Here is a 13506-nt window from a genome sequence, read left to right on the forward strand (position 1 = left end):
TAGTCAATTTTTATGATGGTAACTGTTTATTTGACAGATTGCCTGCAAAAATGAATACTTCAACTATGATCACATGTTAAGCAAGTAGGACACCATGTCATATTTTTCTATTGATGGAAGAGAGATTGGGCATCACAAAAAACCCTTCATTATTGCGGAGCTATCAGGTAATCATAATGGGAGATTAGAAAATGCACTAGCGCTCATCGATGCAGCTGCGGATGCTGGTGCTGATGCCATAAAATTACAAACCTATACTGCTGATACAATGACATTGGATATCGATTTGCCAGAGTTTCATATTCAAGGTGGATTATGGGATGGGTATAAACTGTATGATTTATATAAACAAGCCCATACGCCGTGGGAATGGCATCAAGCACTTTTCGAGCGAGCAAAAACTAGAGGACTAATTATTTTCTCGACACCATTTGATGAGAGTGCTGTCGATTTTTTAGAGAGTCTAGGCACACCTGCATACAAGATTGCCTCATTCGAAATCACAGATCACCCTTTGATAAGGTATGTGGCCAAACAAGGAAAACCAGTCATTATTTCTTCAGGAATGTCTAGTGAAACCGAAATAGCCCAAGCTCTGACCATTTTACGTGAGAACGGATGTACACAGATTCTATTGCTTCATTGTGTAAGCGGCTACCCGACACCACTTGCCGATATCAACCTCAAACGAATCACTCGTTTGGCCGAGACCTTTTCAGTACCCGTTGGTCTGTCTGATCATACATTGGGCAATACCGCCGCTCAGTTGGCTGTCGCCTTGGGCGCTGTAGCCATCGAGAAGCATGTGACTCTGGCTCGTGAAGATGGCGGACCTGATGCTGAATTTTCTTTAGAGCCAGATGAATTGAAAGCACTATGTGACCAGACCAACCTCTGTTGGCAAACATTGGGAACCGGTGAAAGTGGTAACAACCAAGCTGAAGAATCCAGCTTAATATTTCGTCGCTCTCTTTATTTTGTCTCTGATATACAGGCTGGAGAAATCATCAAACCGGAGCATATTCGAAGGATAAGGCCTGGCTATGGATTGCCACCCGAAGCTTTACCAAAGATACTGGGAAGAAAAGCTCGTTATGATATTCATCGAGGTAAATCTGTCCATTTTGATGACGTTTTATAATACCTTAAATGACATTTTCTGATAACTTGCAATAAAGGGGAATTTACATGATACAGAAAAGCATCTTCATGCAAGAAGAGGCTGATGCATGGTATGAGAGAAATAAGTTCTGCATCAATCAAAAATCTCTGAGTAATGACCCCATATTCACAGCACTACAAAATATCGGCTACCAACCGAAACGAATCCTTGAAATTGGCTGTGCCAATGGTTGGCGATTAGCACAACTGGCTAACCATTATGGTGCCACCTGCTATGGTATAGATCCCTCACAAGCAGCTATTGAGGATGGAGCTAAGAGCTATCCCGCATTAAATCTAAGTGTTGGAACTGCAGATGGTTTACCTGACTTTGAACCTGTCGACCTGATTATTTTCGGTTTTTGTTTATATCTATGCGATCCACAGGATTTATTCACAATTGCGGCTAATAGTGACAGATTGCTCGCAGACAAGGGGGTAATGGCTATTTACGATTTTTGTCCTCCGACAGGACACTATCGAAATGACTACCAGCATCATGCCAACCTTTTTAGCCATAAAATGAATTACAGTAGTATGTTCAGTTGGCACCCAAGTTATTGTCGAGTATTTGAGCACGTCATGCATCATGATGGTACTCACGAGCTGGAACCAGATGCATTGGTTTCTGTTCAACTATTGAAAAAAGACTCGCAGCTTCTTGATGCAAAAAATCCATATCCCCACCCAAATTAATAATAAAAAAGGGAGGCATTAGCCTCCCACAAAAAGAATAATGCATTGTTCACTACATCAGAAACATCATTATTTTCTAAAAAATGACATAATTTCATTATCAACCATATCAACACTATCGAAAGCTCTTGGATACATCTCTTTTACTTTCGCCAAAAAGTCTAACCATAAGCTGATTGCTGGCCTCATCAGCTCCATCGTTTTTTCCTCTCCATCAAAAGAATAGAGAATTGAACTCAATATGGTAAACACATAGTTCATTGAGCCAATCATAATTTGAGATATATGTTTTTGCCGAGTTGCTGCAATCTGTGCGAGATAACCAAAATTACGCAACATTAATTGATTAATTTCATTTCTAGATGAGAACTTCTGTTGCCACTCACCCATCATTTTATCGATTAAAACATCGAAAAACTCAACATCAAGATATGGTTTGAAGTCTTCTTTTGACAGAGGGATCGGGGTTGATAGCTGTGTAATTTGGTGAATCAGCTCAGCTTTATCTATGACTCCTGAAAAACTGATCTCACTATCAGGCAATGGCCTTGCTTTTGCAATTTTAGCCCCGTCGCTGCAGTTAAAACACTGAACATGTTCATTCGCAGCTAATACTTGCTCAATAACTTTTCGAGATGTATTAAACATGGCGTTACTTATTACAACACCACCAAAATTACCTTCATGCTGCCACTGGCTGTCTCCATACATCAACTCACCTAGTACCTCAGCACCTTTATCACTGTTATAATAAGCACTAAATTTCGAGTGATGATGCCCTTTGTTTTTATAACCATTATCGAGGCCAAATAAATATATATTTTTAAAACCAAGATGAATAGGTGCACTCACCCCGATATTCCCGACTAAAGGGTTTACCCCTCCCAATGCAGCATATTTGGGAAGAAGAGGGAAGTTTACATGATAGAGGATAACTCCAGGCTCACTAAGTTTAAACATTAATGCTGATTTGTCGAACAGCGTTGAGCAATAGGGGTGAATAACATCCGTGCTTAGGAAAAGTATATCTCTAAGATAATCTGGGTCATTCATATTAACCAAGAAATCATAAACAACCTTAGTTCGTTCAGTCTCAACATGAATATCTGGTTTAATACCTACTTTATGCAATGCAGAAATAGCACTACCACATGAAATTAAAATTGCTTTTTCTTTATTCCTTTCAATAACAGGAAGAGATGCATCCAAAGATGGACCATTAGCAATCACAAAAACTGGGGTTCTATTATATTCCGATGGAATTTTCTTCCCCTGCACCAGGAACGGAACAGTTCGTTCAAGATTATCAACCGTATGAGAAAGAGCTATCAGATTATCATCAAAAAAACCCCACCCCATCACCAGAAGATAATACTCCCGCTGGATTCTCTCAATTAAATATTTAATTTTATCATTTTGGTAACCCCACATGATAAAGGCATTAGCGATAAGAAAAGAACCACGGCTATGAATAGCAGATGCAAAATCATTAAAAATAGTATCTTCATCCTGGCCTAACAGGATATGGAGACCAAGGTTCTCTTTATATAAATAATCAAGCAGAGGTGCCCAATCAAAACAAAAAAGAGATGCATAAAAAAGATCTAGATCTGGTTCAAAAAGAAATAAGGTGCCAATTTTGCATTGTTCATAAAGATAACCAAGGTGGTAACCCAACCCAACCCCAAACACCAGTGCGGTCGGAACTTCAGTTGGTACTTTTTTTAATGGTTCTTCTCGAGCAGCAAGATCATCAAGATAAGCATTGAGTTTATTAAGATACTCAACGTGCATAAATCCGAGTGGGTTGGCTTCTTGACTAAATGAGAACTTGGATAATCCCCCTTTATCCATGAACTCTTTAACTAATGTCTCACAGATAAGATACGGCTCATCACCATATACCGCGACATCATCATCGATCCAAGCCATATTTGGCTGGCCATTTTCATTACAAAAAAAACGAAATGGTCGGCTTGGTTGATATGACTCATACATATCTGCAATATGGGGGATATATTTACGAAATGCAGCAATATTCTGTGAGAATCGAAGCGGCAAGGCCACCGACATGGCAGCCTCTTGCTCTGCACGTTCTTTTAGTCGTAAAGCAACACCTTCAGCTTTTTCCAAAATATCATCAATATTTTCCGACATCAGAACTCCTTGCTATTCACACTATAAATTTGCTTTGCTTTACTCGCCAACCCAATCACAGACAACTCATTGAAAATGATTTTACGGTGATCAGATGCCACTTTTTTCATGCTTTCTTCTTGTTGAAAAAGTAATGTAGCCAATAAAGTGGCATCTTGTTTTAGTGAAGGCTCACTTTCAACGAGATACAACAAACGGTCAATCAAAGAAATCCGATAATCCATACAGATCAGAGCATCATCATAGCTTTTTCTGGCTAATAGATATTGAAGTTGCTCGTAATTTTCTGTGAGAGCTTGTTGCAAAGAGGCTAAAGTGGTCATTACAACTCACCCAGTTGCTGTCTCATTTGATAGCCCTGTTGTTTAGCAGAATCTGGTAACTGATCCCAACCAGATTTTATAGTAACCATCAAAGCCATGACCTCTTCAATCGGGGCTACATCCAATGCAAGGCTTGCATCCCAAATTCGCTCATCCATATAGGAATAGAGGCTATATAAATCTTCAGCAATAGCCCCTTGACTCATATCAAGTGCATCCTGCAAACCATGTAATAACCCCTGAGCTTTCGATACAGCGGTAGATTTTGCTTCCATATCACGACGTTCAATTGCACCTTTGGCTTGAGCCAAACGTTCAAGTACACCTTGCATCATGAGCTGAATAACACGATGAGGATCGGCAACAGCCAAGTCAGCAGCGACACTGGTTGCCTTATATGCTTTAAGATTACGCTGGTACATAGCCTGCTCCTCGTAATATAAATTTATTTCTTGTTATTAATCTGTAATGATTGCAGTGCTGCCGCTGAGTGATTCATTTTCACTAACAAGGCGTCTAGGCTACCATATTGAGCACGTAGTGAAGCTTCGTATTTAACCAATTGAGCGTTTGATGTGGCCTGCTTCTGGTTCAAGCTACGCAGATCGGCATTCAAAACATCTGTACGTTGATCCAGCATACCGCCAGACTTGGAATACTCTTTTAAACCTGTATTCAAGGTTGCAGCAATACCCTTTTCTCCACCGAAAAGCCCAACGACTTGGTCAAAGTTTTTATCAACAGCATCATCAAATTTTGTTTTGTCCAGAGACAACTTGCCTTTATTATCCATCTTAATGCCTACTTCAAAGATGGTTGAGTAAGTCGTACTGGTACCTGCTTTATTTGTTACAGTATTAGCCATAAAACTGCTAATGGTACGAGTGCTCGCATCACCAGCGAGCGCGCCACCATCATCTTGTCTAACTCCACCAACGATACTATTACGCTTGCCCAACGCGTCCATTTTATCTTGCAGCGCGTTATAACCATCAATAAACTGCTTGACCATATCCTGAATCGCAGTTTTATCAGTTGTTATGGCAACTTTATTGGATTTCAGAGTTGTGCCATCATTCTCTTTATCGGATACACGTAAAACCGTTAATTTTAAGTCCTGAATAGAGTCGTCAAACACATTGGTATCACTTTTAAGTGTATTACCATCAACAGTAATTTCAGCACTACTAGCGGCTTGCTTTTGGCTCATCGCAGAACCAGTAGCACCAGTTGCAAAGATATCCAGCTCAGAATTATTACCAGTGATCAGCAAATCTTTGCCATCTCCAGATATCCCAGAGTCAATAACAAATTTTGCCTTACCATCGGCAGTATTGACAATATTTGCACTAAGACCGAAGTTATCTCCGTTGCTATTAATACTTTTACGAATGTCTTGCAGAGTATCCCCGGCCTTGACATCAACCTTGAATTCCTTGTCACCGGCTTTGAAGGTCAACTGACCATCCTGAGTCACAAGTGGAGTTGTCGAACTGGCAAATTCACCTTCAACACGGCTAGTGGTTGCCAATTTATTGACGGTAATATTGTACTGACCATTGGAGCCACCACTTTTACTCTCCACCTTCATCACCGGGTTATCTTTATCTTGGGTGATGGTGACGGCTCGCTTGTTGAAGGCCCCTGGTTTGCTCAAGGTATCGAGAATATCGGTGAATGCGGTGAGGGATGACTTCAGCTGGCCTATACCAGATATGCTGATCTGGGTGCTGTTTTGCTTGGTCAAAATCGGTTTCTGTAGCTGGGCCTTCTTGGCCGCTACGCTAGCAGCGATGACGCTCTCAAGATCAAGCCCAGAGCCCGCCCCGGCAGAAGTAATGGCCATGTTATCTTCTCCTCATCAATTCGGTTCAAATCTCGCTATCAAACAACAGTCCGCGTTTAGGGTTCGCCCCTGCTTCACCTTGCTGCAACGCCTGGATCCGCTTGTGGATAGCAATCAACTCTTCTGTAGGGATCTGGCGGATCACCGAGCGGGTATCAGAATCCATTACCTTTATTACCACCTGGCCAGACTCCTGCTCCATGCTGAAATTAACGGTCCACCCTTGCAATTTGCCAAATTCCTGCAAGTTTTGTACCTGTTTTTCAAAATCTGCCTGGCTCTGCACTTGTTGAAGCTCAGTTTCCTTGGCCTGCTCCTGACTTTTTTGCTGTACAGTCCCGGCATCCTCTACCGTGCCAGAAAGCAGTTGAGCGGCCACCTGGCCGCTCTTGTCACTTAGCTGTAAGGAAGCGCCATTGGCAGATGACAGATTGCCTATTTCGGTTGCCATCTTATCTCTCCCATCTTAGTCAGCCTAGTCAACCCATTACCCAAGCAGGGAAAGAGCAGACTGCGGTCTCTGGTTAGCCTGAGCCAAGACACTGGATGCGGCCTGTTGCAGAATATTCTGCTTGGTCATGTTAGCAGTCTCGGTCGCAAAATCCGCATCACGGATACGAGAGCGAGCGGCACTAACGTTTTCCGCGATATTAGCTTGGTTACGAATAGTCGAATCTAATCGGTTTTGTACCGCACCAAGCTCGGCTCGTTTGCTATCAACCACTCCCAACATTGAGTCCACTGCCGCCAATACGTTTTGAGCGTTACTCTGACTACTAATGCTGATACCACCAGCACTTCCACCAACAAAAATGGTCGTGACACCAACAGCAGCTGCCGTTGTAGCAATAGTTGTCGCTGCGGCGGCAGCAATACCGGAGATGCTAAAACCAGCGGATTGATCAAGTGCAAAGCCGATCGTCTGATTGGCGTCAGCACCGACCTGGAAAGTACCTGTATAAGAACCATCAAGTAACTTGGTTCCCGCAAAAGTCGTATCTTTGGAAATGCGATTGATCTCTGACCCCAGCTGGTCAACCTCTTTCTGCAATGCTTCACGATCTTTGGCTGAGTTGGAACCGTTAGCAGATTGCTGTGCCAACGTACGCATGCGCTGCAACATACCGGTCACTTCATCCATCGCGCCTTCAGCCGTTTGAGCCAGAGAGATACCGTCGTTGGCGTTACGGTTACCCTGATCCAAACCGTTGATCTGGGAGGTCAGACGGTTGGAAATCTGCAGACCCGCTGCATCATCTTTCGCGCTGTTGATGCGCAGACCGGATGCCAAACGCGTGTACGAGGTATCCAGAGATTTGGTGGTATTCATCAAATTACGCTGGGCGTTCAATGATGACGTATTGGTATTAATAAACATGGCCATAATAAATTCTCCCGAAGAACATGCGACTGCGGGTTGCGCTGTCAAAGCTGACAACGGCCCACCGTAGAAGAGGAGGTTGAACGAGCCTCTCTCTTCTGGCGGGTATCTGTTTGAACGGACAGGCTACCCGCAGCTATGCAAACGTTGGATTCCGAACACCCCTCGATTGCCTCATCTTGGTTAACGGCGGCCAAGTCGCAATCTTTAGGACATTATTGGCAAAAACAGAACGCTTTCTCTCATCACTTTTTCAACCAGCCTTGCAGACATAACGCAAGCATTACCCGACTTTTCCCAGGTTGTATTCAGAAAGCTCAATAAAACTCAAGCGGCCTTAAGTTGGCCGCTTGAGTTCAAGACTGCTACACAAAAGTGAGGAACTATTAACCAAGCAGAGATAGTGCTGATTGAGGACGTTGATTAGCCTGAGCTAAAACGCTTGAGGCCGCCTGCTGCAGAATATTCTGCTTCGTCATATTGGCTGTCTCAGTCGCAAAGTCGGCATCACGGATGCGCGAACGTGCAGCACTGACGTTTTCAGAGATGTTTGCCTGGTTGCGAATGGTTGAGTCCAAGCGGTTTTGTACGGCACCAAGCTCAGCTCGTTTGCTATCCACAACTCCCAGCATGACGTCTGCAGCAGCGAGGACTTGCTGTGCTCCGCTCTGAGTACTGATGCTGATGGAGCTACCTGCAGCAAAAATAGCAGTAACGTTAATCGCGGTACCAATCACGGTGCCTACGTCAACGGTAGTATTCGCCGCAGCAGCAATTCCAGAGATACTGAAGCCATCAGCTTGAGACAAGCTAAAACCGATGGTCTGGTTGGCGTCAGCACCGACTTGGAAAGTTCCACCGTAAGTGCCGTCCAGTAATTTAGTACCTGCAAACGTAGTGTCTTTAGAGATACGGTTGATCTCGGACCCAAGCTGGTTAACCTCTTTCTGCAGAGCCTCACGGTCCTTTGCTGAGTTTGAGCCGTTGGCAGATTGTTGCGCCAAGGTGCGCATGCGCTGGAGCATGCCGGTCACTTCATCCATTGCGCCTTCAGCCGTTTGTGCCAGAGAGATGCCGTCGTTAGCGTTACGGTTACCCTGATCCAGACCATTGATCTGAGAAGTTAAACGGTTGGAGATCTGCAAACCCGCAGCATCATCTTTTGCGCTGTTGATACGCAAACCGGATGCCAAACGGGTATACGAGGTATCCAGAGATTTGGTGGTATTCATCAAATTACGCTGGGCGTTCAGTGATGACGTATTAGTGTTAATGAACATAGCCATAATAAATTCTCCCGAAGAACATGCGACTGCGGGTTGCGTCACCATAACTGAGTGACGACCCACCGTAGAAGAGGAGGTTGAACTGGCCTCTCTCTTCTGGCGGGTACCTGTTTGAACAGACAGACTACCCGCAGCTATGCAAACGTTGGATTCCGAACACCCCTCGATTGCGTCATCTTTTTAGCGGCAGAATTTAGCCAAGCTTTAGGAAAATTGTTGCCGATAGCGGCAAGTCTTCTCCTGTGAGGGGTAACATACTCAATCACCCCACCCTCTATGGGAGAGCCTTCCAGCCATGCCCATAGATGAGCCTGAGGAAATATAATTTTGGCATGATGTATGCACACACTGGGAGGAGTGACGCCAATTTGGCGACACAATAAAAAATGGCCGGAGAACCGGCCTAAAAATGAGCATATGCTCAGGAGAATATGACCAAGCGTGACAGAACTGAACAGCTGGACAACACTTGGCATTACTAGTAGAGAATTATATCTCTCCCGATAGAACAGAGTGCGAACCCGAACACCCCTTTGTTCCATCTCTTGACCAGGGCGGCCTGAACAACCGCCCTGTTTTCTTTTGTTAGCCTTGCAGCAGCTGAAGTGCTGACTGAGGTCTCTGGTTGGCCTGTGACAGGATACTGGAAGCTGCCTGCTGCAGGATATTCTGTTTGGTCATATTGGCAGTTTCGATCGCGAAGTCAGCATCACGGATACGCGAACGAGCTGCACTAACGTTTTCCGAAATGTTGGCTTGGTTGCGAATAGTCGAATCCATCCGGTTCTGTACTGCACCAAGTTCAGCACGCTTGCTATCAACGACCCCGAGCATCGCATCAGCAGCAGCTAACACTTGCTGTGCACCACTTTGGGTACTGATGCTGATAGAACTACCGGCGACAAATATAGCTGTCACGTTGATAGCTGTACCTATAACAGTACCAACATCCACTGTTGTGTTTGCTGCAGCCGCAATACCGGAGATACTGAAACCATTGGCCTGTGACAAGCTAAAGCTGATTGTCTGGTTAGCATCAGCACCGACTTGGAAAGTCCCCCCGAAAGAACCATCCAACAGTTTGGTCCCCGCAAATGTGGTAGAGGTAGATATACGGTTGATCTCTGCTCCCAGTTGATCCACCTCTTTTTGCAGTGCTTCACGATCCTTGGCAGAGTTGGAACCGTTAGCCGACTGTTGTGCCAAAGTACGCATACGCTGCAGCATGCCGGTCACTTCATCCATGGCCCCTTCCGCAGTTTGTGCCAGAGAGATACCATCATTAGCGTTACGGTTACCTTGATCCAGACCGTTGATCTGAGAGGTCAAGCGGTTGGAAATTTGCAGACCCGCGGCATCATCTTTGGCGCTGTTGATACGCAAACCAGATGCCAGTCGAGTGTAGGAAGTATCCAGTGATTTGGTCGCATTCATCATATTACGCTGAGCGTTGAGTGATGAAACGTTAGTGTTGATAAAAAGGCCCATGACTATTCTCCTAAGCTATTAAATTTACTCTTCTATTTGCTCGAGCTTTATTATTTTCTGTGCCCGATGCGTCTTATTTAACGGCTCGTTTTTGGATGTCTTTAGCATTTTTTTCAACGCTTCATCGCATTAACGCCGCTTATCTTATATATCGGCGGGTCGGGGGGATACTTAAGGAAAAAATCGGGCCTAAACCTGTGATGGAACTCAACCTTCTAAAGCTCGCCAACGGCGGAGAGCTACGGGCACGCACGAGCCTCACCCGGTTCATGCCGCGAGAAAAAATCCGTCCCGACTCTCAATTTTGTCGAGCACTGTTGGCGATTGGGCTCACCAGCCCCTAAAATCGCGGCCCCATCAACAATTTGGCGTGAGTTGTTCTCCATGCAGACACTGGTTGAGCAGATTGTTTACATCAGCGACATGTTTGGTACTGCGGTATTCGCGTTTTCAGGGGTATTGGTGGCTGGCCGACTCAGAATGGACGGGTTTGGCGTCATGGTTTTAGCGGCGGTCACTGCCATCGGCGGCGGCACCATCCGCGACATGATCCTGGGAGCCACCCCTGTATTCTGGGTGCGCGATCCCCTCTATATATGGGTCGTCATCGCAACGGCGCTGATCGGTATGTGGATGGTCAAGCTGCCCCGCAGGATGCCCTGGTATGTGCTGCCGGTGGCGGATGCCTTCGGACTGGCCCTCTTTACCGTTATCGGTGCCCAGAAGGCCCTCAATTTCGGCACCCCGGGGCTGATTGCCGTGATCATGGGCACCATGACCGGGGTAGCCGGTGGCATGATCCGCGATGTACTGGCGCGGGAGGTACCCATGGTGCTGCAAAAAGAGATCTATGCCACCGCCTGTATCCTTGGCGGCATTCTCTATACCCTGGCGCTTGAGGCCAACATGGACAGAGTAACGGCCATGCTCATCTGCATGACGGCCGTGTTTGGCCTGCGGGTCGCGGCTATCTACTGGCATCTGTCGCTGCCCACCTTCTCCCTGCAACGCAATTGAGAGCAGGCCCACAGCGTCATCATGTCGCTGTGGGCCACGCGTTGAACCAAATAAGCTTTTCTGTTGTCATAGAAGCAGTCGTTGTTAGCCGGAACTTCTCATGCGCAAAATCGGTATGCTTACCACCCTTCTCCTGGCGAACGTGACGGCAGCCCACGCCGAAGCACAAGTGGTATTTGGACGACTGGCCTCGGCGCCGGTGCAGCAGTTCAACCAGCAGATACGCCAGGCAAGCCATCAACAGCAAAACTGGGTAAATGACTACCGTGAGGTAGCACTGCGATTCGTCGGCCATGGCGACATACCCAGTCGCATCCATGCCCAGCAACTAGATAATGATCTGGTACTCTCGGTCGCCCTCGATGGCAGCAAGAGCGACATGATCTACATCCTGACCCTCTATCGCAGCGACAACTTGTGGCAGATGCGGGAAGCTGAAATGGGCTGGCGTTGCCAGGGGCAAGACTCCTTCACCCCGGTTCCCTGCCCTTGATAGTCATTACTCAGTGAAATAAAAAATCCGGCACATTGGCCGGATTTTTTATTGAAGGCGAAAGCGCGCTTACGGGCGGTACACCTTGACGTTGTCAAAGCCCTTCTCTTTCAGATAGAGCGCCTGCAGCTTGCTCATCACGCCGCGATCGCAGTAGAGCAGGTAGGTCTTCTCCTTGGGCAGATCGCCAAAGGCGGTGGCCAGCTTGAAGAAGGGGATATGCAGTACTTCACGATCTTCCACCACCAGCGGCTTCTCGTCGTGTTCATCGGCAGAGCGGATATCCAGGATCACCTCGTCAGCGCCCAGCACCTGGGTGGTTTCCACCTCTTGCACTTCAGCGGCAGTCTCTTCACCGATACGGCGGATATCAAGGTAACGGGCCTCGGAGACCACCTTGTCCAGAATGGAGAAGTCAAAATTGGCCTCTTCCTCTTCAATGCGGGAGAGCTCGGCCTTCACGGTCGGCTTTTTGGAGATGACGCCACAGTACTCCGGCATGGTCTCGGCAAACTCCAAAGTGCCGATGCGGCGGGCTTCACTGATGATATCCGGCTTGTCCCAAGTAATGAGCGGGCGCAGGATCACCTTGTCGGTCACCCGGTCGATCACGTTCAGGTTGGTGAGAGTCTGGCTCGATACCTGACCCACGCACTCGCCGGTCACCAGCGCCGGGATCTGGAATTCGTCGGCCACCTTGGCGGCAGCACGCATCATCATCCGCTTGAGCACCACGCCCATCTGACCGTTGTCGATCTTCTCGAGGATCTCGGCAACCACCGGCTCGAAGTCCACAGCGGTGAAGCGTACCCGGTGGGAGGAGCCGAAACGGTTCCACAGGTGATAGGCCACCTGCTTGACGCCGATTTCGTGGGCAGCACCGCCCAGATTGAAGAAGCAGTAGTGCACGCGGCAGCCGCGCTTGATGAACTGGAACGACGCCACGCCGGAGTCAAAACCGCCGGAGAGCAGGCTCAGCACATCTTCCTGGGTCGCGATGGGCATACCGCTCAGGCCCTGATGGATGGCGCTGACGATGAAGAGCTCCTCGCCGTCGATCTCGAGGTTGATCTTCACATCCGGGTTCTTGAGGCGCACACCATTGCTTTCGCAGTGCTGATTCAATCCACCGCCCACGTAACGCTCAACCTCGAGGGAGGAGAACTCATGCTTGCCGTGGCGCTTGGCGCGCACGCAGAAGGTTTTGCCCTTGAGCTGGTCGCCCCATACGGCTTTCACCTGCTCGAAGATGTCGTGCAGATCGGTAAACTTGCTGGCTTGTACCTCGAGGAAGGCCTGAATGCCCGGAATACAGGCCAAAGCTTCGATAGCCTGCTCGCGGAACTGGTCATTGCGGGAGCTCACGATCAGCTTGTCCCAATCCATCCGTACGCGGGCATCGTCGTCGAAGCGGCGCAGGACATTGCGGATATTGCCCTGCAGGATCTTGATAAAGCGCTGGCGAACCGACTTGCTCTTGATGGTGATTTCCGGGAACAGCTTGATAATGAACTTCATGGTAATGACTCGGGTGACCTTGATTTAAGGGCGCGAATTATATCAGAACTTTGTGGCCAGCGCCTACTGGATGAGCGTTTGCTCACATTCCCCCACGCAGTGTTTGCCGCGCGGCCGCAATCTTGCGTATATTCCCGACC

13 protein-coding genes are annotated in these 13506 nt (G+C 47.2%); 4 read left to right on the plus strand and 9 right to left on the minus strand.

Features of this window, described 5'->3' with window-relative positions:
- Positions 1-94 precede the first annotated feature (94 nt).
- Both pseI and OKC43_RS02170 read left to right on the plus strand, forming a co-directional pair.
- Positions 95-1141, plus strand: coding sequence for a pseudaminic acid synthase (pseI, locus tag OKC43_RS02165; RefSeq protein ID WP_270803782.1), 1047 nt, complete (start codon positions 95-97; stop codon positions 1139-1141).
- A gap of 47 nt (positions 1142-1188) precedes the next feature.
- A complete protein-coding gene (locus OKC43_RS02170; protein WP_263086031.1) occupies positions 1189-1857 on the plus strand; it encodes a class I SAM-dependent methyltransferase in 669 nt (222 codons plus the stop codon).
- A 69-nt stretch (positions 1858-1926) separates the two neighbouring features.
- On the opposite strand, the gene OKC43_RS02175 is transcribed toward OKC43_RS02170, so the two are convergent.
- The 8 genes from OKC43_RS02175 to OKC43_RS02210 form a co-directional block, all read right to left on the minus strand.
- Positions 1927-4014, minus strand: coding sequence for a motility associated factor glycosyltransferase family protein (locus tag OKC43_RS02175; RefSeq protein WP_270803783.1), 2088 nt, complete (start codon positions 4012-4014; stop codon positions 1927-1929).
- Positions 4014-4337 carry a hypothetical protein gene (locus tag OKC43_RS02180; protein ID WP_270803784.1) on the minus strand — a complete coding sequence of 108 codons (324 nt, stop codon included), beginning with the start codon at positions 4335-4337 and terminating at the stop codon, positions 4014-4016. The genes OKC43_RS02175 and OKC43_RS02180 overlap by 1 nt, the downstream gene beginning before the upstream one ends.
- Positions 4337-4759, minus strand: a complete 423-nt coding sequence (gene fliS, locus OKC43_RS02185; RefSeq protein ID WP_042083790.1) for a flagellar export chaperone FliS — start codon at positions 4757-4759, stop codon at positions 4337-4339. The genes OKC43_RS02180 and fliS overlap by 1 nt, the downstream gene beginning before the upstream one ends.
- 23 nt (positions 4760-4782) lie before the next feature.
- Positions 4783-6183 (minus strand): flagellar filament capping protein FliD, encoded by a 1401-nt coding sequence (fliD, locus tag OKC43_RS02190; protein ID WP_270803785.1) that lies wholly within the window; start codon positions 6181-6183, stop codon positions 4783-4785.
- Between the two features lie 25 nt (positions 6184-6208).
- Positions 6209-6634 carry a flagellar protein FlaG gene (locus OKC43_RS02195; protein ID WP_064336734.1) on the minus strand — a complete coding sequence of 142 codons (426 nt, stop codon included), beginning with the start codon at positions 6632-6634 and terminating at the stop codon, positions 6209-6211.
- 36 nt (positions 6635-6670) lie between these two features.
- Positions 6671-7567: a flagellin N-terminal helical domain-containing protein gene (locus tag OKC43_RS02200; protein WP_064336735.1), complete on the minus strand. Its 897-nt coding sequence runs from the start codon at positions 7565-7567 to the stop codon at positions 6671-6673.
- 383 nt (positions 7568-7950) lie between these two features.
- A complete protein-coding gene (locus OKC43_RS02205; RefSeq protein WP_064336736.1) occupies positions 7951-8850 on the minus strand; it encodes a flagellin N-terminal helical domain-containing protein in 900 nt (299 codons plus the stop codon).
- Between the two features lie 585 nt (positions 8851-9435).
- Positions 9436-10338 (minus strand): flagellin N-terminal helical domain-containing protein, encoded by a 903-nt coding sequence (locus OKC43_RS02210; RefSeq protein WP_236272150.1) that lies wholly within the window; start codon positions 10336-10338, stop codon positions 9436-9438.
- A gap of 384 nt (positions 10339-10722) precedes the next feature.
- On the opposite strand from OKC43_RS02210, the gene OKC43_RS02215 reads away from it, so the two are divergent.
- Together OKC43_RS02215 and OKC43_RS02220 are read left to right on the plus strand one after the other, a co-directional pair.
- Positions 10723-11355: a trimeric intracellular cation channel family protein gene (locus OKC43_RS02215; RefSeq protein WP_005333975.1), complete on the plus strand. Its 633-nt coding sequence runs from the start codon at positions 10723-10725 to the stop codon at positions 11353-11355.
- 100 nt (positions 11356-11455) lie between these two features.
- Positions 11456-11848, plus strand: coding sequence for a hypothetical protein (locus tag OKC43_RS02220; RefSeq protein ID WP_033138631.1), 393 nt, complete (start codon positions 11456-11458; stop codon positions 11846-11848).
- 69 nt (positions 11849-11917) lie between these two features.
- On the opposite strand, the gene thiI is transcribed toward OKC43_RS02220, so the two are convergent.
- A complete protein-coding gene (thiI, locus tag OKC43_RS02225) occupies positions 11918-13366 on the minus strand; it encodes a tRNA uracil 4-sulfurtransferase ThiI (protein WP_139463962.1) in 1449 nt (482 codons plus the stop codon).
- Positions 13367-13506: the final 140 nt, after the last annotated feature.

It is taken from the genome of Aeromonas sp. Y289-2 (genome assembly GCF_027705925.1).
In the GTDB taxonomy this organism is placed as follows: Bacteria; Pseudomonadota; Gammaproteobacteria; order Enterobacterales; family Aeromonadaceae; genus Aeromonas; species Aeromonas veronii.